The following is a 22,708-nucleotide window of genomic DNA, read 5'->3' as shown; positions in this document are numbered from 1 at the left end:
CCCAGCGACAGCTCCCCGGATGCGGCGGTCGCTGGCGGGCGGGCACCCCGACGAGGTGCGGATCATCGCGCCGGGGTTGCCCACCACTGTTGCCACTATTCCGCAGTTGCACTGTATTGGCAATAAGAGCGGCACCGGCCAGGCCCGCCTGGTCGACGCCCCGCTCGCCCCGATCCGGATCGGGGCCTGGGCCCGGGCCCGGACGACACAGTCTTGACGAGGCTCATCTGATCGCCCAGAGTCGATGGAATAGGTGTCCACGGCCAGGGCTCACCGGGCGAGCCGCACTGGCCGGGACACAGCTCGGCCGAATTCGAGGGCATGGCGAGCCGTCGACGGCGATCGAGGGGAGGACCACCAACGACGACAAGATGAACGGAGAAGCGGCACATGTCAGGAATAAGCACACATTGGCGACGCGGGATCGGCAGGATGACCAGCATCCTGCTGGCGGCGGCGCTCGGCGCCGTTGCGCCGGGGGTGGCCCCGACGGCTGCGGGAGCACACCCGCCGGCCTCGACGCGCTACTCCTTCGAGAACGTGAAGATCGGCGGTACGGGTTTCGTCAGTGGGATCGTGTTCAGCCAGGCCCGGAAGAACCTGGCCTACGCGCGTACCGACGTGGGCGGCATGTACCGGTGGAACGGGGCGACCGGCACGTGGAAGCCGCTGCTGGACTGGGTGGACTGGGACCACTGGGGTTACATGGGGGTGGCGAGTGTCGCCGCCAGCCCGTCCGACGCCGACCGGGTCTGGGCGGCGGTCGGGATGTACACCAACGGCGTGGACCCGCACCACGGCGCGATCCTGCGCTCCCGGGACCGGGGTGACTCGTGGCAGGCCACCGAGCTGCCGTTCACCCTGGGTGGCAACATGAGCGGTCGCGGCATGGGCGAGCGGTTGGCCGTGGACCCGGCCAACGACAGGGTGCTCTACCTGGGTGCGCCGAGCGGCAACGGCCTCTGGCGCAGCACCGACGGCGGTGCCCGCTGGTCGCGGGTGACCAGCTTCCCCCACACCGGGGACAACCCGCAGACGACCGGCACCGCCGAGGACCCCGGGCTGGTCTGGGTGGCGTTCGACCGGAACACCGAACGGCACGGAACCACGACGAAGACCATCTACGTCGGGGTCGCCGACCCGGACGACCCGGTCTACCGCAGCACCGACGGCGGTGCGACCTGGAGCCCGCTGGCCGGGGCACCGACCGGCTACTTCCCGCACCGGGGCGTGGTCGACCCGGTCAACCACCTGCTCTACGTCACCACCGCCGACAACATCGGCCCGTTCGGCGGCGGCAAGGGCGACGTGTGGAGGTACGCGGCCACCCCGGGCACCTGGACGCAGATCAGTCCGGTCCCGTCGAGCAGCGGCGACAACTACTTCGGCTACTCCGGCCTGACCGTCGACCGCAGCGACCCGGACACGATCATGGTCGGTTCCCAGGTCTCCTGGTGGCCGGACGGCATCATCTGGCGCAGCACCGACGGCGGCGGCACCTGGTCGCGGATCTGGGACTGGGACGCCTGGCCGAACCGCAAGCTGCGTTACACCATCGACAGCAGCCCGAACCCGTGGATGACGATGGGCAGGCAGGACGACCCACCGCTCTACGCCCCCAACATCGGCCAGGTGATCTCCGCGCTGGAGATCGACCCGTTCGACTCCGACCGCCTGCTGTTCAACGGCGGCCCCGGCATCGCCGGCACCACGGACCTGACCGCCTGGGACTCCGGTGACACCTTCACCATCACCCCGATGGTGGACGGCCTGGAGGAGGGGGCGGTGCAGGGCCTGGTCAAGCCGCCCGGTGGCCCGCTGGTCAGCGCGATGGGCGACGTGGGTGGCTTCCGCCACGACGACCTCGACGCCGCCCCAAAGACGATCTTCACCAACCCGATCTTCTCCACCACCCGCAGCGTCGACTTCGCCGAGCGCAACCCCCGGGTGATCGTGCGGGCCGGTGACTTCAACGACGCCGACCGCCCCGGCGACAGTCACGCGGCGTTCTCCACCGACGGCGGTGCGACCTGGTTCCAGGGCACCGAGCCGAACGGCGTCAACTCCGGCGGCAGCATCGCCGCCTCGGCCGACGGCAGCCGGTTCGTCTGGGCCCCGGGCGACTCGGGCCAACCGGTCGTCCACTCGGTCGGGTTCGGCACCTCGTGGACACCGTCCGTGGGAGTTCCGGCCAACGCCATGGTCATCGCCGACCGGGTGAACCCGCTGAAGTTCTACGCCTACTCCAACGGCACGGTGCACGTCAGCACCGACGGCGGGGCCAGCTTCACCGCCTCGGCGGCCACCGGCCTCCCCACGACCAACTGGGGGGTACGCCTCAAGGCGGTACCCGGACACGAGGGTGAGATCTGGGTCGCCGGTGGCGCGTCCTGGACCTCGTACGGGCTGTGGCGGTCGACCGACTCCGGTGCCTCGTTCCTGCGGGTGTCGACAGTGGACACCGCCGACAACGTGGGCTTCGGCAAGGCGGCACCGGGGCGGTCCTACCCGGCGCTCTACGTCGCCGCCAAGGTACGCGGCCAGCAGGGCGTCTTCCGCTCCGACGACGCCGGCCGCAGCTGGGTGCGGATCAATGACGACCGGCACCAGTACGGCGGTCTCCCCGAGTCACTCACCGGCGATCCTGACGTCTACGGTCGGGTCTACCTGAGCGGCTACGGGCGGGGCATCGTCTACGGCGACCCGGCACGTCGGTGAGACCTGCCGGGGCCCGGCATGTTCCGGGGCCCGGCAGGTTCCGGTGGGTTTGACGGCACGAGGGCCCGGAGCCGGTCGGCTCCGGGCCCTCGGTGCTGCCTGCGGTCAGGAGATGGCGCAGGTGATGTTGCCGGGCGGCGGGGTGCCGTTGCCGGTGGCGGTGAAGCCGAAGGTGGTCGAGCCGTTGGGCGCGAGCGCACCGTTGTAGGCGGCGTTGCGGACGGTGACGTTGCCGGTGGTGCCGGTGTTGACGCCGTTCCAGACGCTGCTGATCGCCTGGCCACTGCCCAGGCTCAGGCCCACGGCCCAGCCGGTGATCGCGCCGGAGCTGGTGTTGGCCACGGTGACCTCACCCTGGAAACCGCCGGGCCAGTTGTTGATCGCCTTGTAGGTGGCGGTGCAGCCGCCGGGCCCGCTGGTGGGCGGCGGGGTGGTGGGCGGAGGCGTGGTCGGCGGGGCGGTGGTGGGCGGCGGGGTCGTCGGCGGAGCGGTGGTCGGCGGGGGCGTGGTCGGCGGCGTGGTGGACTGGAACTGGCTGAAGAAGCGCCAGATCTCGCCCGAGGTCCAGGTCCGCGAGTCGTTGGGGCTGCCCGAGCCGTCGACCGGGCTGGGGGTGTGGTCCCCGTCGAACGCGGCCCACTGCACCGGGAAGCCGGAGCGGCAGCCCGAGTAGACGGTGGTGATGTGGGTGAAGGTGTTGAGGCCCGGCTCGCGGGGGCTCTGCGCGGTGCAGCCGTTGTTCCGGACGAACGTGTCCCGCAGCGACCGGCCCATCGAGATGTTCAGCACGCTGTCGTGGGTGCCGTGGATGCCGAAGTACGGCACCGGCTGGGTGCCACCGTTGCAGCCGCTCAGCTGGGCGCCGGAGAGCACGGCGACCGCGCGGACGACGGTGGGCCGGGCGCAGGCCACCGCGTAGCTCATCGCCCCGCCGTAGCTCCAGCCCAGCACGAACCGCTGGGTGGTGTCGACGCACAGGTCGTTCTCGACCTGCCGGGTGATGTCGTCGAAGAGGGTCAGGTCCCGACCGTTGGTGTTGGCCCACCCTGCGTCGATGCCCTGCGGGGCGACGAAGATGGTGCTGTTGTTCGACAGCGGCAGCAGGCCGTAGTAGCCGGCGGAGGACACGTTCTGCGCCGAACCGTTCAACCAGTGGAAGCCGACGACCAGCCGGTACTGGCGGTTGCGGTCGTACCCGTCCGGGATCCGCAGGATGTAGCTGCGGTTCTGGCCGCTGCTGGTGATGGTACGCGTGCCGTTGCTCAGCGTGGGCGCCTTGCCGCAGCCCGCGGTCGCCGCGAGGGTGCCGTTCGTCGCGGCCTCCGCCGTGGCGGGCAGCCCGCCGTTGAGCGCGCCGCCGACGGTCGCCGCGAGGAGAACGGCCGCGGCGGCGATGGTCGGGAGTAGATGTCTGTGTCTCACCATTGCTTGGCTCCTTGCCATGGGTCTTTTGTCCCGGTGGTGGTACGCGACGTCGAACGGGCGGGCGTCGGCCGGCCCGACGGGGACAGCACGATGCGCACGGAGGACGACTCGGACCCGTCGGTTCGCCATCGGCGAGTCGACTCGGGTGGGCGGACGCGCCCGTTCGGCGCGGGCGGCACGACGGCTCGGTGGGGCGGCCCGGACTGTTCACCGACCGGCAGGGGGCGCGGGAGGGGTGCCCTCGCGCACCGCCGCCGAGTGACGGGGATGACTGGGAACGTGCCCTTCGCTCCCGGCCGAAAGATAGCAGGTTATCGATAACATGCTCAACCGGTCACGCCCCGGGGCGGTCGGCGCGGATCCGCCGACACACCACGACCGGGCCCACCGCCGGCGGACGCCCGACCCGCCGCAGCCGGGGTCCGGCGCGCGGCGGCAGGTCGGACCCGGCCCGCACGACCGCGCCATTTCCCCTGGCCAGGAACCCCTTCCGCAGGTCGGGGCGACGCTCCGGAACGGGTCGGGGACGACGCGCGCGGCGTCGACCGCTGTAGCCCCGCACGGGGTTCACCGGGCCCGACGGCACCGGGAACCGACAGCTCTCCTCGAAACTATCGGTGGCGAAATTCGTAACTTTCCGGAATCTGGACGCGTCGACGACTGTGACCGCTAACACCGGAGGCGCTCAGGGCGGTCGACCGGGGGACACCGTCGATGGCCACCACCATGCTCCGATCTCACCCCCACCCGAGGGCTGCTGAATCGTCATGGGCGACACCGGGCGTCGCCCGCGGTGGCCGGTGTCGCGACCCACGGTCAGGATCGGGCGAACGACCCGTGGCGGGCCCGACACCGGCCGGGCCCGCCGCGCCCACCCGGGGCAGCGGGTCGTCGGTCAACTCGGCCGCTGGTCCTGCTGGTTGCGCCGGAGGGCTTCTTCGAGTTGGTCTTCGAGAATGATGATCCGACAGGCGGCTTCCAGGGCTGTGCCCTGGTCGACCATCTCCCGCGCCCGCGCGGCAAGGCGCAGCTGGTAGCGGGAGTAGCGGCGGTGACCGCCGGCCGACCGGACCGGGGTGATCAGCTTCGCCTCGTCGAGGCGACGCAAAAAGTCCTGGGTGGCACCGGTCATCTCGGCGGCGCGGCCCATCGTGTAGGCGGGAAAGTCCTCGTCATCGAACATGTCGTCGGGTTGGGCCATACACACACCTCTCCGTGACGAGGGCCCCGGCGCTTTCGCGCCGGGGCCCGGGGTTTACGGGTCTGAAACACCATCTACCGACAGGTTCGTCGGTTTGTCGTATCCGCACCCGCCGCCATCGGCGGACCAGGGCGCGAGGATCGCATAAGCGTGACCGGAGACCACCTCTCGTTCGATGGAAACTGCGGTGTCCGGCTCCAGAATCGACACGTGCGTCCTGGAGGCGGGCGATCCAACGGTGTTCGGGGCCCTCCCTTTCCTCTGCTTTCACTTCCTGACGTTCGTCGTGCTGTCCATCGGTGTCGGAGCCCCACGCGACTTCATGGCCCCGTCCACGTGCAACGGACTGTCCCACCAGGCGAGCCCCGAACCAGCACTGGCCCACCTGTCTGCCCTGACCTGGAATTACATCAGGGTCTTGTCGTTCACCATCACGCTCTTGCTCTGCTTGCTGCGGTGATCAGAACTCACCGCCGTGCCGGCCGGGCCACGAGACATGTCCGGGGCCCCGCTCGGTCACTTCGTCGGCGTTTTCGACGATCTCTGCTGTCAACGACAGTAACACTAACCACTGCCGGCAAGAATATCTAGCGTTTCGCACATAGTTTTTCTCCGTGAGCGCGTGGACACCTGACGTAACGCAACGGGCCGCCGTGGTCAGACGCTGGCCAGCGCCTCGGTCGGCGACAGGGCGGCGGCGCGCATCGACGGGTAGACGCCGGCCACCACGCCCACCACCACCGCACCCCCCAGCCCGGCCAGCGTCGACGACAGCGGGATCACCACCGGCCAGTGGTGGTACGTGGCGTAACCGACGGTGACGGCCACGCCGAGCACCGTCCCGGCCACCCCGCCCAACGCCGCCAGGGCCACCGACTCGGTGAGGAACTGGCCCCGGATCTGGCCCCGGTTGGCCCCCAGCGCCCGCCGCAGGCCGATCTCGGCCCGCCGTTCCAGCACCGAGATGACCATGGTGTTGGCCACCCCGATCCCACCGACCAGCAACGCCACCGCAGCGAGGGCGAGAAACAGCGACGAGAAGGCGCTCTCCGTGGCGCGCTTCGCGGCCAGGGCGTCCGACGGTCGGCTGACCAGCACGTCGGCCGGGCTCTGCGGGCTGACCGTCTCGGGCAGCACCGCCCGGACCTGCTCCACCGCCGGCTCCAGCGACCGGACGTAGAGCACGGTGGGGTGCCCGTCGAAGCCGAGTTCGGACTGCGCGGCCGGCCAGCCGACCAGCACGGACCGGTCGATCTCCGGCAGCAGCGGGACGGCGGCCAGGATGCCGACGACGGTGAACCACCGGTCGCCGATCATCACCTGCTGACCGGGGCCACCCCCGGTGCCCACGTCGACCACCCCCAGCCGGGCCGCCGCGACCGACCCGAGCACCACGGTGGGAAACCGTGCGGTCGCCGGGGTGAGCCAACTGCCGTGCTGGACGCGGGCGTTGATGATCGGGAGCAGGTCGAGCTGACTGGCCAGCACCGTCAGGCCGGAGCCGTCATCGGGGTCGGCGCGGTCGGACCGGCGTACCAGGGTGTGGGTGTTGGCCACCGCGCTGACGCTGGTCACCGGGCCGACCCGACGTACCATGCCGGTCGATTCCTGCGGCAGCAGCGCCGGTGGGTCCTGGTCGGGCAGGGCCCGTACCTCCAGCATGTTGGTGCCGAGCGCGGCCAGTTCCCGCATGAGCTGGGCCTGGCTGGAGGCGGGGATGCCGGTGACCACGATCATCGTGGCGATCCCGATGGCGATGCCGAGCGCGGACAGCGCGGCCCGGGTTCGCCGGGTACGGATGCCGAGCAGACCCAGTCCGAGCAGGTCGGTCAGGGCCAGTCGGACCGGCCGGGCGGCGTCACGTGCGGTACCCGGATGCGACGCCTGCGGGGTGTCCGTGCTCATCGGGGCGTCACCACCCGGCCGGAGTCGGCGACCAGGTGACCGTCGCGCAGCTCCACCCGACGGGGCAGTCGGGCGGCGATGTCCCGGTCGTGGGTGATCACGGCGATGGTGGTGCCCTCGGCGTGCAGCCGGTACAGCAGCTCCAGGACGGCCTGGCCGGTGCGGGTGTCCAGCGCGCCGGTGGGTTCGTCGGCGAGCAGCAGAGCGGGCTGGTGGACCAGCGCCCGGGCAATCGCCACCCGCTGCCGCTCACCACCGGAGAGCTGGTGCGGCAGGTGCGTGACGCGGTGCGCCAGGCCGACCCGGTCGAGCGCCGCGAGGGCCAACGACCGGCGGTGCCGGCGCGGCACCCCGGCGTAGAGCAGCCCGGTGGCGACGTTCTCGGCCGCGCTCAGCCCGGCGGTGAGGTGGAACTGTTGGAAGACGAAGCCCAGCCAGCGCCCCCGCAACGCGGACAGTTGCCGGTCGGAGAGCCCGCCGACGTCGAGCCCACCCAGGTGCACCGTGCCGGACGTCGGCCGGTCCAGGGTGCCCATGATGTGCAGCAGGGTCGACTTGCCGGAGCCGGACGGGCCGACGATGGCCAGCATCTCGCCCCCGGTGATGTCGAGCGAGACACCGGCGAGGGCGGTGACCCCGCCGGGATAGCGCATGGCGGCATCGCGTACGGCCAGCACGGTCACGAGGTCGTCACCACCTTGAGGTCCTCGGTGATCCCGTCGCCGGAGACCTCGACCATCCCCTTGGCGAACATGCCGGTGGCGACGGCCACGAACCGGTCGTCGTCGGCCCGTTGCAGCGCGTAGCCGCCCTCGCTGAGCGCCACCAGCGCGCCGACCGGCACGGCGAGCACGTCCGGTCGGGTCTCGCCGGCCAGGTCGACCCGCACGTCGGCGGCGTCGGTCCCGGTCAGGTCCTCGTCGACGGTCACCGTGACGGCCCGCTTGGGCTCACTGGTCGGGCCCGCGGCGTCGTCCTGCGCGACGGTGGTGCCGACCGCCGACACGGTGCCGTCGACCGTCTTGTCGCCCGGCAGGGTGACCGTCACCCGGTCGCCCCGGTGGACCGTCCCGGCCTCGGTCACCGTGGCCTGGACGGTGATCACCTTCGCGGTGGGCGTGACGGTCAACAGCGGGGTCTCGGCGTCGTCCCCGCGTAGGGCGGTGACGGCGTCGACCCGGACCGCGCCGGGCAGCACGACGACGTCGCCGACGGCGATCCGGCCGGTCACCGGCAGTTCGACGTCCTGCTGCCAGCGCTTGATCGCCCGCATCAGCGAGCCGGTCAGCACCCCTTCACCCTTGCGGACGACGACCCGGGCGGGGGTGGCGGCGGTGCCGCCCGCCGCCGGTGTGGGTGCCGCCGCGCCCTGCCCAGCAGCCTCCTGCCCGGACGCACCCTGACCAGCAGCCGCCTGCCCGGACGCGGGCTGACCAGAGGCCGCCTGCGCCGACGCCGGCTGCCCCGGCTCCGACCCCGCGCGCTGCTGCCCCGTGGCGGTCTCCCCGGGCCCGGACGCCGACTTCTGGCCGGACGTCGACTTCTGCTGCCCGGACGTCGACTTCTGGCCGGACGCCGGTGTGGCGGGGCCCGCCTTCGCCGGCCGGACGACCTTCTCCCCCGGTACGGGCTGGTAGCCGATCTCGTAACCCAGCGCCTTGAGGTTGGTGGCGATGATCCGCACGTCACGGCCCACCGTGCCGGGTTCGGCGAGATCGCGGTAGAGCGGCAGGCCACCGTAGAACAACGGCACCGGCTGGTCGTCGATCCGGTAGAGCTGTTTGCCCCGGGTGACCGTCGCACCGGCCGCCGGCAGCCAGGTGACCGTCCCGCTCCGACCGCCCTTCACCGGTTCCGCCCGCCCGTACCCGAGGGTGCCGGTCAGCGACACGGTGGTGGCGAGGTCGGTCCGGACGACGGTGGTGGTCTGCACCGGGACCAGCGGGTCCCCGGCGGGCGTACCCGGACCACGGTGGACGGACCAGGCGACGCCGCCGCCGACGATCGCCACCGCCAGGATCAGTATCGCCGGGACGACGAGGCGTCGACCGGTGCGGCGCGGTGGGCTCTGCGCTGGTGACTGTTCTGTTGGCACACCGCCGAGCATGGCGACGGTTCTTCAGAAACCTGTCAGGATCGCCCCGCCTCACGGGTTTCTGACATCAGGCGACGACCGTGGGCACCATGCCGAAGATGCTCTCCGTGCAGGCCCGTCGCTTCGCCGTACCGGTGCTGGTGGTCGGTTGCCTGCTCAGTGGTTGTTCCACCGCCCGCACCGACGACCGGGCCGACGGCCCACGGGCCGACAGTTCCCGGGTCGCCTCGTTGCAGAGCCCGGACCCGGCGTCGAGCAGCCCGGCCGGCTCCGTCGAGGACCGACGCCCCCTGATCCCCCTGGACGCGACCAACGACGAGATCGAGGCCCTGCGGGCGGTCTGGGGTGAGTGCGTGGCGAAGGAGGGCGGCCCCGGGTACGAGGACGGTCGGAGCGTCATCTGGAAGGAGAGCCAGAAGGACCCGAGGGCGAAGGAGGTGCGGGCGGCGTGCCGGTCGAAGGAGCCGGAGTTCTTCGATGAACGGCAGAAGCGCACGGACAACGCCGCGTTCCGGGACAACCAACGGCAGTGGTACCAGTGCGCCAAGAAGGCCGGTTACCGGCTCACCGAGCCGGACGAGGACGGCGAGTTCGGCATCACCGAGGTCGGCCCGAACGGTGACTTCCAGTCGCCCCGGATGACGGCGTGCCGGCGGGAGGCGTTCAGCCGATGACCGGCATCATCCTTTCGGGTAGCCATCCTTCCGTCTTTCGGGTAGCGTTCGCTCCACCAGATGGACGACATGACGCGGTGGCCAGTCCCGTGATCGTGACCCTGTGACAGCGCGCAGCCCGTCCGCGTGCTCCGGCGTCAGCCGATGCGGAGGTTCCTCCGGTCGCTCCGATCAGCGGGCACGTGCGGAAGGCCCAGCATGCTCACCACGTCCGAACCGACCGCCGGCACCCCCACCGACCAGCACCGCGCCGCCAGCGCCGACGAGCTCGTGGCCGCGATGGCGGCGCTGGCCGCCGACGACCCGCGCCGCCCGGTGCTGCGGGCCCGCGCCATCGAGGCGTGGTTGCCGCTCGCCCGGCACCTGGCCCGCCGCTACTCGGGGCGCGGAGTCCAGGACGACGACCTGGCCCAGACCGCCGCGCTCGGGCTGATCAAGGCGGTCGACCACTTCGACCCGGAGCGGGGTGTCGCCTTCACCGGGTACGCCATCCCCACCGTCGTCGGCGAGATCAAGCGGTACTTCCGGGACCGCACCTGGTCGGTGCGGGTCCCCCGCCGGCTCCAGGAGCTGCGCCTGGCGATCAGCGAGGCGAACAGCACGCTCACCCACACCCTGGGCCGTTCGCCGACCGTCGCCGACATCGCCAGCTACCTCGACGTGTCCGAGGAGGCCGTCCTGGAAGGGTTGGAGGGGGCCCGCGCCTACCAGGCCACCTCGCTGTCCACCCCCATCGGCACCGACGGCGGCATGGAACTCGCCGACACCCTCGGCGTCGAGGACCACGAACTCGAACTGGTCGAGATCCACGTCGCCCTCGGCCCCGCCCTCGCCACCCTGCCGGACCGCGAACGCCGGATCCTGGCCCTGCGCTTCTACGGCAACCTGACCCAGGCGGAGATCGCCGACCGGGTCGGCATCTCCCAGATGCACGTCTCCCGGCTCATCACCCGGGCGCTGGCCGTCCTGCGCGGCCGGCTCACCGACGACCGGGGGTGAGTACGGCGGGCGACCACGGGTACTCCGCCCCCATGGCGCGGTACACGGAACCCGAGCTGCGGGAGCGGCTCAAGGACGAGATCAGGGCCGGTGACCGGGGTGGTCGGCCGGGACAGTGGTCGGCGCGCAAGTCGCAGTTGCTGACCCGGGAATACCAGAAGCGCGGCGGTGGCTACCAGGGCCCGCGGGACGACCGGCAGCAGTCCCTGCGGCGCTGGGGTGACCAGAAGTGGCGGACCCGGCAGGGCACCACCCGGGCCCGGCACGACGGCGAGACCGACCGTTACCTGCCCGACCGGGCCTGGAAGCAGCTCTCCCCGCAGCAGCAGCGCGCCACGGACGCCCGCAAGCGCAAGTCGTCGACGGCCGGCCGGCAGTACGTCGCCAACACCGGGCCGGCCCGGCGGGCCCGCCGGAGCGTCACGTCGGCCGGGTCCCTCACCGAGCTGACCGTCGCCGAGGCGACCCGGCACGTCCGCGATCTTGACACCACGCAGCTCAGAGCGGCCCTGCGTGCCGAGCGCCGGGGCAAGGGCCGCAAGACGCTGATCCGTCGGCTGGAGTCGGCCCTCGACCGTCGCTGACCCCGAGCGGGACATCGCGGCGGCACGAGATACGCGGTGAGCCGGCATCGGACGACCTACAGCCGGTCGAAGCTCTCCATGCCGGCAAGGTCTAGCAACTCGGTCCGGACAGTCGGGCACTCCTGCCCGGTCTGGTCGTCGATCTGGCGGCCACTCGGCACCGCGCCCTGCTTCTCGTACCAGGAATAGAGGTTCACGGTGAGGTTGGCCATCGCGCCGGTCTCGGACCCGATACCCCGCAGTGTCGGCAGCCGCCCCTCCAGGTAGGCGCACACCTCCTTCGCCGACACCGGCGTCGAGTCGCCGGCCGCAGCGGACCCGGCCGCGCTGGACGCGGCGTCGGGTGGCGCGGCGGCGGTGTCGCACGCGGACAGGGTGAGCACGAGACAGAGGGTCGACACGAGCGTACGCACGGTTTTCATCGGTTCTTCGTCCCTTCAGGGGGTGGGTAGGACGGGTCGTCCGCAGCGGACGGCTCGTCGGCCGCCCCGGCGGTCGCGGTGACGAGCCAGAGGCCGGCGGGCAGCCGGTAGCCGACGTCGGGTTCCCGGAACCGGTCGAGCAACCGGGCCGCTCCCGCGCGCGCCGCTGCCTGCCCGGCGGGCGGGGCCGCCCGGTACGCGGCACCGGCCGGGCCGATCTCGACGAGCCACTCGGCCACCGCCTCGGCGTCGTCGGGTGCCTGCATGACCACGTCACACGGCGTGGTCGTGACAGTGGTCCAGCCCGCAGCGGTGAGGATCCGGATGAGCCGCGCCGGGTCGGCGAAGGCGAACGGACCGGGTTCGGCTCCCACCGGTAGCGGTGGCAGCGCTCCGAGGTGCGGTGCCGCGCCGAGCATCGCGGCGAACAGCCACTGGTTGACGGTGCCGTCGCGGAACACGGTCGCGGCCAGTCGGCCTGCCGGGCGCATCGACCGCCGGATCGCGGTGCAGCCGGCGACCGGGTCCGCCAGCAGCATCAGGGCCATCCGCGAGTACGCGGCGTCGAACGGCGCTCCCGGTACGGCATCGAGGGTGTCGATGTCCGCCGCGTGGAACCGGATTCCGGGGTACCGGTCCGGGGGGAACCGTCGCCGGGCGGCGGCCACCATCGCCTCGGCGATGTCGACGCCGACCGCCGTGCCGGCCGCGCCCACGGCCGAGGCGAGTTCGGCCGTGGTGCCGCCGCAACCGCAGCCCACGTCGAGCACTCGTTCGGCGGGCCGTACGGCCAGGCGATCCATGGCCGCCGCGCCCAACGGTCGCCCGATCCCGTCCTGCCAGTCGGCGTGCCGGATCCAGCCGGCCGCCGCCCCTGCCCAGAAGGTGGCACCTCGGGACCGCAGGGCGGCGGCGTCGGCCATCAGAACGGCATCTCGGTGCCGTCGACGCTCACCGCGCGGAAGCCGGCCGCCTTCGTCGGGTCGAAGCCGTCCTCCTGCGCTGCCAGGCCCGCCGCCCGGACCAGCCGTTCGGACTGGAACCGGCGGAACGCGGCCTCGTCCTGCCAGATGTTGATGATGCGCCAGCCGTCCTCGACCGGGCCGGCGACGTGGGCGACGAGCCCCGGCGGCCGGTCCGGTCCGAGGTGCCGTTCGACCTGGCGGTACTCCGCCTCGCTGACGCCGGGCATCTCCTGCAACACACCGAACGGCATGGCCACCACTTTCGATAGAGTTATCATCTATCGAATAGAGCACTACACTCGTGGCGTGGTTGTCAAGAGGCGCTATGACTCCTCCCGGCGGAAGGAACAATCCCGACAGACCCGAGGGGCGATCCTCGAAGCGGCCGGTCGACTGTTCGTCGACCCCGGTTACGCGGCCACCCCGCTGACCGCCGTCGCCGCAACGGCAGGCGTCGCGGTCCAGACGGTGTACGCGCTGTTCGGCAGCAAGCGCCAACTGCTCTCCGACCTGGTCGACGTCACCCTGGCCGGCGACGACGAACCGGTGGCCCTGCCGGACCGGCCCTTCGTCGCCGAGATCCGGGCACTCGCCGACCCCCGCGCCAAGCTCATCCGCTACGCCCGCCACCTGGTCGAGGTGAACGCCCGGCAGGCCCAGGTGATGCTCGCGCTGGCCGGGGCCGCCACCGCCGATCAGGACGCCGCCGAGATCTGGCGCAAGAACGTCGACGAGCGCCGCCGGGGCATGGCCATGTTCGCCGCGGAACTCGTCGGCACCGGGGCCCTCCGCCCCGACCTGGACGTCGACCAGGTCGCGGACATCCTCTGGCTGGCGCAGGACGTCCGCAACTTCGACTGGCTCGTCCGGCAACGGGGCTGGCCACCGGAGCAGTACCAGCGGTGGTACGTGGACACGGTCGGTGGGGCCGTCCTCGCCGGCCCCCCGCCGGGGTGACCGACAGCGTGACCGGTCCCGGCGGGGTCCCCGCCGACCCACGGTCGGCTCGTGAGGCGGGCGGCACCCGGAGTGCCTATGCTCGACGGGTGGAGGACAGCGACCAGATCGTGCTGGCCGAGATGCTGCAGTCGGCCGAGGACGCCGCCCCGGTCGAGGCCGTCGAGGCGGTCACCGGAGCCATCGCCTCGGCGCTGGACGCGCTCGGCGTGTCGCTGCTGATCGCCGATCTCAGCGGTCGGGCCCTGGTCCGGCTGACCCACCAGCCGGGCGCCGACGGGCCGGGCCGCCTCCAGGACGAGGAGGCCGCCGAGGTGCTCCCGTTCGACGGCGGGCCCTACGAGCAGGCGGTGCGCCTCCAGCTCCCCCAGGTGCTGCCCGGCAACGGCCGGTGGCGGCTGCTCACACCCGTCACCGAGCGCGGCGAGGTCATCGGCCTGCTGGAGATCGACCTGCCCGACGAGCCGGACGACGAGGTGATCGCCCGGGTCGCCCGGACCGCGCACGCGTTGGCGTTCGTGATAATCGCCAACCGGCGGCACACCGACCTGTTCGAGTGGGGGCAGCGCAGCACCCCGTTCACCCTCTCCGCCGAGATCCAACGCCGGCTGCTACCCGCCTCGTTCACCTGCGAGGGCGGCGCGTTCACCCTCTCCGGTTGGCTGGAGCCGGCCGCGAGCGTCGGCGGCGACACCTTCGACTACAGCGTGGCCCGCGACGTGCTGCACCTGAGTGTCACCGATGCGATGGGCCACGGGGTCGCCAGCGCGCTGACCGCCACTCTCGGGGTGGGCAGTCTGCGCAACACCCGCCGCCGTGGCCTGAGCCTGACCGCGCAGGCCGACGAGGCCAACAGCGCCATCGCTGAGCACGCCAACGTCCGTGGCGCGTACGTGACGGCGGTGCTGGGCCGCATCGACCTGCCCACCGGGCGCTGCGAGTTGCTCAACGCCGGGCACGTCCCGCCGATGCTGGTCCGCGACGGCCGGACCACGGCCCTGGAACTGCCCGGCAACTTCCCGCTGGGCATGTTCCCCGAGGCGGGCTTCCGCAGCGGGGAGGTCGCCCTGCGCCCCGGTGACCGGCTGGTCGTGGTCACCGACGGGATGCGCGAACGCAACGCCGCCGATCTCGACCTACCGGCCGCCCTGCTCGACATCGCGCCGTTGCACCCCCGCGAGGCGGTCCGGGCGCTGTCGGACGCGGTGCTGTCCATCGCCGGTCCGGCCCTGGCCGACGACGCGACCCTGCTGATCATCGACTGGTACGGCGACCACGGGCCGCGCCGTAGCACCGCCGGCGCGGACACCACCCGGGCCAGCGTCCGGCCCCACTGAGGGGATCACGACACCCGGGCCGCCGCCTCGGCGTCGGGCACCGTGTCGAAGATGCCGATGACCTGGTCGACCGACGTGATCGACAACACCGTGCGGACCGGCCGGCGGACCCCGGCCAGCCCGAGCCAGCCGTTGCGTTCCCGCAGCTCCCGATAGGCGACCACGAGCGCGCCGAGGCCGCTGGAGTCCATGAACCCGACACCGGTCAGGTCGACCACCACGACCCGGGCGCCGCCCTCGACCACTTCGCGTAACCGTTCCCGCAACTGCGGGGTGGTGCTCATGTCCAGGTCACCGGCGATCTCCAGCACTGTGCCGGCACCCTCCTGGCGGGTCGACATCGTGAATTCCACGTGAACCCCCTTCGTTGCGACGTACCGGACATCCGATGACGCAGTACGTCGTTCCCACGGTGCCAGAAACCACCCATGAGCGCTCGGCGACGCCCGCCGGGTGGGCGGGTCGGTGGCGACTCGACGACTGGCGCACGGACCGGGCCGGCGCTTCCTACGCCTGTCGTGACCTGCGCGGTCGTCCGGAGGCAATTGCGCACGGCTTGCCGCGCAAACGCGTACATAACTCACATGAGTATCTTGACCAGCGACTGATCGTCGGTACGGTCCTTACTCACGCGGCGCGTTTCTCCCTATGTGGACGTCGCGGCTGGTCCTTCGATCGGAAGGCGATACATGACCACTCCCTCAACCCCCAGGGCACGCCGGGGCCGACGGGCACTCGGCCTGATGGCCGCCGGGCTGCTCCTGGCCGGCGCGATCCCCGGTACGGCGTCGGCGGCCGAGCCCGACCCACGCGTCGGCCTCGGCGCGGGCTGGCTCGACGCACAGTCCGCGATCAGCAACCTCGAACAGGTGGCGCACCGCGACAAGCCGGCCGGATTCGTCGACCCGACCAACCCTGGCAACGGCGGGTACTACAACTCGGACCTCGCCTTCGGCGGCCGGTACGCCTTCCAGGGCAACTACAACGGCTTCACGATCACCGACGTGGCCAACCCGGCCGAGCCGACCCTGGTCACCAGCGTGGTGTGCCCCGGTGGGCAGGGTGACCTCTCCGTCCAGGGCAACCTGCTCTTCATGTCGGTCGAGGAGACCCGGGGACGGGTCGACTGCGGCACGAACCCCAACGTCGGCACCCGGTTCCAGGGCGTGCGGATCTTCGACATCAGCGACGTCCGCAACCCGGTGCAGGTCGCGGGGGTTCAGCTCTGCCGTGGCTCGCACACCCACACGGTGGTGACCGACCCCCGCGACGCCGACAACATCTACATCTACGTCTCCGGTACGGCATCCGTGCGCCCGGCGACCACGATGGAGGGGTGCAACAACAACGCCGCCGACGGGGAGAACCCGTCGCGGTGGCGGATCGACGTGATCAAGGTGCCGGTGGCCGCACCCCAGAACGCCGCCGTGGTCAACCAACCGCGACTGTTCCAGGACCCGGCCACGGGTCGGGTCGACGGCCTCCAGAACGGCCCGGTGACGCCCCGGCACCCGTCCGGGTCGACCTGGTCGCCCACGCCGAACACCAACGCCTGCCACGACATCACCGCCTACCCGGCGATCGGCCTGGCGGCCGGCGCGTGTCAGGGCAACGGCATCCTGATCGACATCTCGGACCCGGCCAACCCGAAGCGGATCGACGAGGTGGCCGACCCGAACTTCGCGTACTGGCACTCGGCGACGTTCAACAACGACGGCACCAAGGTGATCTTCACTGACGAGTGGGGCGGGGGCAGCGGCGCACGCTGCCGCGACACCGACCAGCCGCAGTGGGGCGCCAACGCCATCTTCGACATCGTCGACCGGAAGATGACCTTCGCCAGCTACTACAAGCTGCCGGTGCCCCAGTCGCTGCAGGAGAACTGCGTCGCGCACAACGGCTCGCTGATTCCGGTGCCGGGCCGCGACATCATGATGCAGGCCTGGTACCAGGGCGGCATCTCGGTGTTCGACTTCACCGACTCGGCGCACCCACGGGAGATCGCGTACTTCGACCGGGGGCCGGTCAGCCCGACCTCACTCGTGCTCGGTGGCTTCTGGTCGGCGTACTGGTACAACGGCAACCTCTACGGCAACGAGATCGCCCGCGGTTTCGACGTGTTCAAGCTGACCCCCAGCGCGCACCTGTCGGCCGCCGAGATCGAGGCCGCCGGCCAGGTGAAGCTGGCCGGGTTCAACGCCCAGGGCCAGCCGAAGATCAGCTGGACGCCGAGCTTCGCGCTCGTCCGCGCCTACCACGACCAGGTGGTACGGGCCGGCGCGATCGACCCGGCGCTGAGCACGGAGGTCGACGCGGTCCTCTCCCGGGCCAGCGGATTCGCCGCCGAGGGCAGGCGGTTCGCCGCCGAGGAGCAACTGCGTGCCCTGGCCGACAAGCTCGACACCGCAGCGCACCGCACGCTCCGGCAGTCCGTGGTGGACCTGGCGGACACCTTCAACCCGAGGGTCGCCGCCACGGTGGGCCCGGCCGAGCCGACCGGCAGCAACGGCTGGTACACCGGTGACGTCACGCTCACCCTCACCGGCCTGATCGCCGGTCTCTGGACCGGTCAGTACTCGATCGACGACGGCGTGACCTGGGTGGACGTCCCGGCCAGCGGTGTCGCGACGATCAGCGCCGACGTCAAGGGTCCGGTGCGATACCGGGCCGTCGACGGGGCCGGCAACACCTCCCGGCAGGGCAGCCAGTGGCTCAAGATCGACCGGACGGCACCCGCCGTGCAGGTTTCCGGGCTCACCGACGGCACCTCGTACGGTGACTCCGGTGCGGTGACGGTGGACTGGTCGGTCACCGACACCGGTTCCGGGCCCGGCATCAACCCGGACAGCGCGCTGCTGGACGGCAAGCGGGTCGCCCGGGGGACGACGGTCGCCCTGTCCAGCCTCCCGCTGGGCAGCCACACCCTGACGGTGACCGCGAAGGACAAGGCCGGCAACACCACCAACCGGTCCGTCACGTTCACCACGACGACGTCCTTCGCCGACCTGCGGTCCCTCGTGGACGGTTACCGGTCCGCCGGCACCGTCAGCGCGGGCAACGCCGACAAGCTGACCACCAGCCTCGGCAAGGCCGCCGCGGCGGCCAGCGGCGGGCAGCCGGCGGAGGCGGTCACCCACCTGACCACCTTCGTCGACCAGGCCCGTGCGCTCAACGCCGTCGGCGCGCGCAACCTGCTGGTCCGCGACGCCCAGGCGCTGATCGACCAGCTCGACAGGTAACCCGCCCGGTCCGGCGGGACCGACGGATCGCACGAACCGGGGCCTGCCCAGCGACGCTGGGCAGGCCCCGGCCGTTCCCCGACTCCTGCGGCCCGGTCCGGTGCCGCCCGACGGCGGCTCAGCCGAGTTTGGCCAGCACCCGAACCGGTGCCGCCCGACGGCAGCTCAGCCGAGTTTGGCCAGCATCTGCTGCATCCGTTGGATCTCGATGCCCTGGTCGGCGTTGACCTCGCGGGCGAACTGGTCGCTCGCCGGCTCCAGCCCGCCGCCGCCCGCGTACAGCTGCTCCACCATGGTCAACGCGCCCTGGTGGTGGCGGATCATCGCGGTGAGGAAGAGCCGGTCGAACTCCGTACCACTAGCCTGCTTGAGCTGGTCGAACTGGGCGGCGGTCAGCATTCCCGGCATGAGCGCGTCGTGCGCCGCCCCGTCGTGCGGGCCGGCGGCCGGCACGTTGCGCTCGGCCAGCCAGGTGCGCATCCGGGCGATCTCGTCGCCCTGCGACACCTCGATCCGCTTGGCCAGCAGCGTCACGTCCGGGCTGGTGGTCCGTCCGGCCAGCAGCGCGGTCATCGCCAGCGCCTGCGTGTGGTGCGGGATCATGCCCTGGACGAACCGGCTGTCGGCTGCGGTGAACCCGGGCGGCGAGACCTGCGCCAGGTCGGTGCCGGACAGTTGCCGACCCGGCTGGCCGGGTGCGCCCGGCTGCACCACGCGTGATGTCGGCGGCTGGTAGGCCGGGTCGTCCCGGCCCACCCAGAGGGCCACTCCCACCACCGCGCCGAGGACGACCGTGGCGACCACACCGGAAACGACCACGCGACGGGGCAGCGGCACGATTCACCTACCAGTCTGGGCTTGAGCTGCGCAGAGTCCCTGGGAATAGTGCCTCAATCCCGGCACCCCCACCAGCCCACGAGTCGGTGGAATCGGGCCCATCCGTAGCCACTTTCGCTCACTCATCGAAAAGTTTCCCCGAATCGATCCAAAGTGCTAGTGTCTGCGATCAATCTTTGGTGTGACGCGTTCCATACCGACCCGCCATCGGGAGAAAGTGGCGCGGTCCCTCCCCGGCCGGGCCCACCACCACTGGAGGAACCATGACCGCCCCGCACCGGCGTCGCTGGCGTCGCAGACCCGTGCTCGTGGCCGCCGGCACCGCCCTGGCCACCGTGCTCGCCACCGCCTCCGTCACCCCGGCCACCGCCGCACCCACCGCCGACCTCCCGCCCCAGGAACCCGGCGTCACCCTGCGCTCGTACGACATGGGCACCCCGCTGTCCGCGCTGTGCACCCTCAAGCCCGCGCAGACGCCCAACGTCGACAAGCTGATGCCGCAGGTCAACTGGACCAGCACGGATGACTTCGGGCTCGCCGACCGGTTCATCAGCCACGTCACCGCCAACCTCGCCGCGCCCGTGGACGGCACCTACGCCTTCCGCCTCACCAGTGACGACGGCTCCCGGCTGACCATCGGCGACGCGGTCGTCGTCGACCACGACGGGCTGCACGGCGAGACCGCCAAGGACGGCACGGTCACCCTCATCGCCGGCCGGCACCCGCTGCGCATCGAGCACTTCGACGACGGCGGCGGCCAGGTGCTGCGGCTGGAGTGGCGTCCACCGGGCAACGCCGACTTCACCCTCGTCCCGAACTCCGCCCTGAGCACCGAGGCCGGGGTGGTCCGGGTGACCGCGCCGGGCTGGAAGTACTGCGAGGGGGCCACCGACTCGGCCGGCGACGGTCTGCCGCTCGACCGGGTGCACCCCGGCTACACCCTCACCGACCTGCGCCCCGACGGGTTCCGGCCGCAGGTCACCGGGATGGCGTTCCGCCCCGACGGCGCGCTGGTCCTGAGCACCTGGGGCGGCACCGACAACGCCACCGGCGAGATCTGGGTGGCCGAGGGCGCTACCGGCGCGACCGGCCCCGACCAGGTGACCTACCACCGGTTCGCCGACGGGCTGCGCGAGCCGCAGGGCGTCGCCGTGGTCGACGGCACCGTCTACGTCAGCCAGAAGCACGAGCTGACCGCGCTGCGCGACACCGACGGCGACGGCGACGCCGACGACCGCCGTACGGTCGCCACCTGGCCGTGGGGCGGCAACTTCCACGAGTTCGCCTTCGGCCTGCTCTACCGGGACGGGTTCTTCCACCTCAACCTGTCGGTCGCGATCAACCAGGGCGGCGCCACCACAGTGCCGCAGCCCGCCGCGAACCGGGGCACCTCGATCAAGGTCAACGCCCGGACCGGCAAGATCACCTATGTGGCCGGTGGGCTGCGCACCCCGAACGGGATTGGCTGGGGCCGCGCGGCGAGGTCCTCGTCACCGACAACCAGGGTGGCTGGCTGCCCGCGTCCAAGCTGGTCCAGATCCAGCAGGGGGCGTTCTTCAACCACTACACCAGCCCCGACGGGCCGTACGACGACAAGCCGGTGACCCGACCGATCGTCTGGCTCCCGCAGAACGAGATCGGCAACTCCCCGTCCAGCCCCGTGCTGCTCGCGCAGGGGCCGTACGCCGGGCAGCTCGTCGTCGGCGACGTCACCTACGGCGGCCTGCAACGGGTCTACCTCGACGAGGTCGAGGGGCAGTACCAGGGGGCGGTGTTCCGGCACACGCAGGGCCTGGAGGCCGGCGTCAACGAGGTCACCCTCGGCCCCGACGGCGCGGTCTACGTGGGCGGCGTGGGGGCCGGCGGCAACTGGGGCCAGGAGGGCAAACTCACCTACGGCCTGCAGAAGCTCACCCCCAACGGCACCTCGGCCTTCGAGGTCAAGCAGATGCGGGCCACCGCCAACGGGTTCGACCTGGAATACACCGAGCCGATCTCGGCCGAGACCGCCGCGCGGCTCGCCGGGGCGTACCAGGTGACGCAGTGGCGCTACGGGGCGACCAGCCAGTACGGCGGGCCCAAGCTCGACCTGGAGACACTCACCGTGACCCGGGCGGTGCTGGCGGCCAACGGGCGCACCGTCCGGCTGCGCATCCCCGGCCTCAAGGAGAACCGGGTGGTGCACGTCCGCTCCCCGCGCCCGTTCTCCGCCGCCGACGGCGAGCAGTTGTGGAACACCGAGGCCTGGTACACGCTCAACGAGATCCCCGGCCGGGTGTCCCAGCCGCAGACCTTCTTCGAGGCCGAGGAGGGTCGCACCGTCGGCGTCGGCCTGGCCACCGACCACGCCGCCTACTCCGGTGCCGGCTTCGCCGCCGGGTTCGCCGACGACGGCGCGTCGACCCGGATCTCCGTCGACGTCCCCGAGGCCGGCAACCACGACCTGGCGATGCGCTACAGCAACGGCCCCAACCCGTTCTCCGGCCCGAAACAGCTCAGCCTGTACGTCAACGGCAAGCGGATCGAACAGACGGTCTTCCCGTCCACCGTCACCTGGGAGGAGTGGGGCACCGTCACCAGCAGGGCACACCTGCGGCGGGGTCGCAACATCGTCGAGTACCGCAAGGAGAGCGCCGACTCCGGGCACGTCAACCTCGACGTGCTCGCCGTCCGGCCACGCGGCGAACGGATCACCCTGTTCGACGGCGGCGACCTCACCGAGTGGCAGCACACCGACGGGCGCGAGCCGGAGTGGACGCTCGCCGGCAACACCATGACCGTACGCGGCGGTGACCTGCGCACCGTGCAGGCGTTCGGCGACTTCCGGCTGCACGTGGAGTTCAACCTGCCGCTCTACCCACCGGAGGTGACCGGGCAGCAGCGCGCCAACAGCGGGGTCTACCTCCAGGACCGCTACGAGATCCAGGTGCTCGACTCGTTCGGCGTCGACCCGCCGCAGAACAACGACTCCGCCGCCATCTACACCCAGAAGGCGCCCGACGTGAACGCGGCCCGACCGCCCCAGACCTGGCAGACGTACGACATCGAGTACCGGCAGGCCCGCTACGACGCGGCCGGCGTCAAGGTGGCGAACCCCCGGGTGACCGTGGTGTGGAACGGCGTCACCGTGCACGACGACGTGGAGATCCTCGGCCCGACCGGCGGCAGCCGGCCGGAGGGCCCGGCGGCCGGCGCGATCCGGCTCCAGGACCACGGCAACCCGGTCCAGTACCGCAACATCTGGATCAAGCCGCTCGACGGGTGACCCGGTAGGAGACGCGGCCGGGACCGTTTCGACGGCCCCGGCCGCGCCGCGTCGCGGGCTGGCCTGATCGGCACCTCCTTCAGGC

Annotated in this window: 20 protein-coding genes; 10 read left to right on the top strand and 10 right to left on the bottom strand. The window is 71.7% G+C overall.

Going from position 1 to position 22,708, the window contains the following annotated elements:
• Positions 1-19: 19 nt before the first annotated feature.
• Together J7462_RS22775 and J7462_RS22770 are read left to right on the top strand one after the other, a co-directional pair.
• Entirely contained in the window at positions 20-217 is a 198-nt protein-coding gene (locus tag J7462_RS22775; protein WP_219466325.1) for a hypothetical protein, read from the top strand.
• A gap of 215 nt (positions 218-432) precedes the next feature.
• The gene (locus tag J7462_RS22770) at positions 433-2,718 is read left to right on the top strand and encodes a xyloglucanase (RefSeq protein WP_219466322.1); all 2,286 of its coding nucleotides are present in this window, start codon (positions 433-435) and stop codon (positions 2,716-2,718) included.
• Between the two features lie 105 nt (positions 2,719-2,823).
• Here the strand turns inward: J7462_RS22770 and J7462_RS22765 are convergent, their stop codons facing one another.
• The 5 genes from J7462_RS22765 to J7462_RS22745 all read right to left on the bottom strand — a co-directional run bounded on the left by J7462_RS22765 (position 2,824) and on the right by J7462_RS22745 (position 9,344).
• Entirely contained in the window at positions 2,824-4,143 is a 1,320-nt protein-coding gene (locus J7462_RS22765; RefSeq protein ID WP_255597848.1) for a cellulose binding domain-containing protein, read from the bottom strand.
• An 895-nt stretch (positions 4,144-5,038) separates the two neighbouring features.
• Entirely contained in the window at positions 5,039-5,344 is a 306-nt protein-coding gene (locus tag J7462_RS22760) for a MerR family transcriptional regulator (RefSeq protein WP_219466319.1), read from the bottom strand.
• Between the two features lie 657 nt (positions 5,345-6,001).
• Positions 6,002-7,249, bottom strand: a complete 1,248-nt coding sequence (locus tag J7462_RS22755) for an ABC transporter permease (RefSeq protein ID WP_208565681.1) — start codon at positions 7,247-7,249, stop codon at positions 6,002-6,004.
• On the bottom strand, positions 7,246-7,902 hold the full coding sequence (locus J7462_RS22750; protein WP_208565854.1) for an ABC transporter ATP-binding protein: 657 nt from the start codon (positions 7,900-7,902) through the stop codon (positions 7,246-7,248). The genes J7462_RS22755 and J7462_RS22750 overlap by 4 nt, the downstream gene beginning before the upstream one ends.
• A 26-nt stretch (positions 7,903-7,928) precedes the next feature.
• Positions 7,929-9,344, bottom strand: coding sequence for a hypothetical protein (locus tag J7462_RS22745; RefSeq protein ID WP_219466317.1), 1,416 nt, complete (start codon positions 9,342-9,344; stop codon positions 7,929-7,931).
• A 98-nt stretch (positions 9,345-9,442) separates the two neighbouring features.
• Here J7462_RS22745 and J7462_RS22740 point away from each other — a divergent pair, with 98 nt between their 5' ends.
• From J7462_RS22740 to J7462_RS22730, 3 genes are all read left to right on the top strand, one after another.
• A complete protein-coding gene (locus tag J7462_RS22740) occupies positions 9,443-10,018 on the top strand; it encodes a hypothetical protein (protein ID WP_219466315.1) in 576 nt (191 codons plus the stop codon).
• Positions 10,019-10,216: 198 nt separating this feature from the next.
• Positions 10,217-11,017: a SigB/SigF/SigG family RNA polymerase sigma factor gene (locus tag J7462_RS22735; protein WP_219466310.1), complete on the top strand. Its 801-nt coding sequence runs from the start codon at positions 10,217-10,219 to the stop codon at positions 11,015-11,017.
• A 32-nt stretch (positions 11,018-11,049) separates the two neighbouring features.
• Entirely contained in the window at positions 11,050-11,601 is a 552-nt protein-coding gene (locus J7462_RS22730; RefSeq protein WP_219466307.1) for a hypothetical protein, read from the top strand.
• A 56-nt stretch (positions 11,602-11,657) separates the two neighbouring features.
• Here J7462_RS22730 and J7462_RS22725 read toward each other — a convergent pair whose 3' ends face one another.
• The 3 genes from J7462_RS22725 to J7462_RS22715 are packed head-to-tail and all read right to left on the bottom strand — an operon-like array spanning position 11,658 to position 13,239.
• Positions 11,658-12,023 carry a hypothetical protein gene (locus J7462_RS22725; RefSeq protein WP_219466303.1) on the bottom strand — a complete coding sequence of 122 codons (366 nt, stop codon included), beginning with the start codon at positions 12,021-12,023 and terminating at the stop codon, positions 11,658-11,660.
• Positions 12,020-12,946 carry a class I SAM-dependent methyltransferase gene (locus J7462_RS22720; RefSeq protein ID WP_219466300.1) on the bottom strand — a complete coding sequence of 309 codons (927 nt, stop codon included), beginning with the start codon at positions 12,944-12,946 and terminating at the stop codon, positions 12,020-12,022. The genes J7462_RS22725 and J7462_RS22720 overlap by 4 nt, the downstream gene beginning before the upstream one ends.
• Positions 12,946-13,239: a hypothetical protein gene (locus J7462_RS22715; protein ID WP_141723074.1), complete on the bottom strand. Its 294-nt coding sequence runs from the start codon at positions 13,237-13,239 to the stop codon at positions 12,946-12,948. Before J7462_RS22715 ends, J7462_RS22720 begins: the two co-directional genes overlap by 1 nt.
• 55 nt (positions 13,240-13,294) lie before the next feature.
• On the opposite strand from J7462_RS22715, the gene J7462_RS22710 reads away from it, so the two are divergent.
• Together J7462_RS22710 and J7462_RS22705 are read left to right on the top strand one after the other, a co-directional pair.
• Positions 13,295-13,945, top strand: coding sequence for a TetR/AcrR family transcriptional regulator (locus J7462_RS22710; protein ID WP_308290993.1), 651 nt, complete (start codon positions 13,295-13,297; stop codon positions 13,943-13,945).
• Between the two features lie 89 nt (positions 13,946-14,034).
• Positions 14,035-15,282, top strand: coding sequence for a PP2C family protein-serine/threonine phosphatase (locus tag J7462_RS22705; protein ID WP_219466297.1), 1,248 nt, complete (start codon positions 14,035-14,037; stop codon positions 15,280-15,282).
• A 5-nt stretch (positions 15,283-15,287) separates the two neighbouring features.
• On the opposite strand, the gene J7462_RS22700 is transcribed toward J7462_RS22705, so the two are convergent.
• Entirely contained in the window at positions 15,288-15,635 is a 348-nt protein-coding gene (locus J7462_RS22700; RefSeq protein ID WP_308290992.1) for an STAS domain-containing protein, read from the bottom strand.
• Positions 15,636-15,971: 336 nt separating this feature from the next.
• Here J7462_RS22700 and J7462_RS22695 point away from each other — a divergent pair, with 336 nt between their 5' ends.
• A complete protein-coding gene (locus J7462_RS22695; protein WP_255597847.1) occupies positions 15,972-18,521 on the top strand; it encodes an LVIVD repeat-containing protein in 2,550 nt (849 codons plus the stop codon).
• Between the two features lie 165 nt (positions 18,522-18,686).
• Here J7462_RS22695 and J7462_RS22690 read toward each other — a convergent pair whose 3' ends face one another.
• A complete protein-coding gene (locus tag J7462_RS22690) occupies positions 18,687-19,358 on the bottom strand; it encodes a DUF305 domain-containing protein (protein ID WP_219466287.1) in 672 nt (223 codons plus the stop codon).
• A 263-nt stretch (positions 19,359-19,621) separates the two neighbouring features.
• On the opposite strand from J7462_RS22690, the gene J7462_RS32495 reads away from it, so the two are divergent.
• Both J7462_RS32495 and J7462_RS32490 read left to right on the top strand, forming a co-directional pair.
• Positions 19,622-20,962, top strand: coding sequence for a PA14 domain-containing protein (locus J7462_RS32495; RefSeq protein WP_255597846.1), 1,341 nt, complete (start codon positions 19,622-19,624; stop codon positions 20,960-20,962).
• The gene (locus tag J7462_RS32490) at positions 20,959-22,623 is read left to right on the top strand and encodes a family 16 glycoside hydrolase (RefSeq protein WP_308290991.1); all 1,665 of its coding nucleotides are present in this window, start codon (positions 20,959-20,961) and stop codon (positions 22,621-22,623) included. The genes J7462_RS32495 and J7462_RS32490 overlap by 4 nt, the downstream gene beginning before the upstream one ends.
• Positions 22,624-22,708: the final 85 nt, after the last annotated feature.

It is taken from the genome of Micromonospora sp. RL09-050-HVF-A (genome assembly GCF_019374995.1).
GTDB classification, from domain to species: Bacteria; Actinomycetota; Actinomycetes; order Mycobacteriales; family Micromonosporaceae; genus Micromonospora; species Micromonospora antibiotica.
This window is presented reverse-complemented; position numbering and strand designations above follow the sequence as displayed.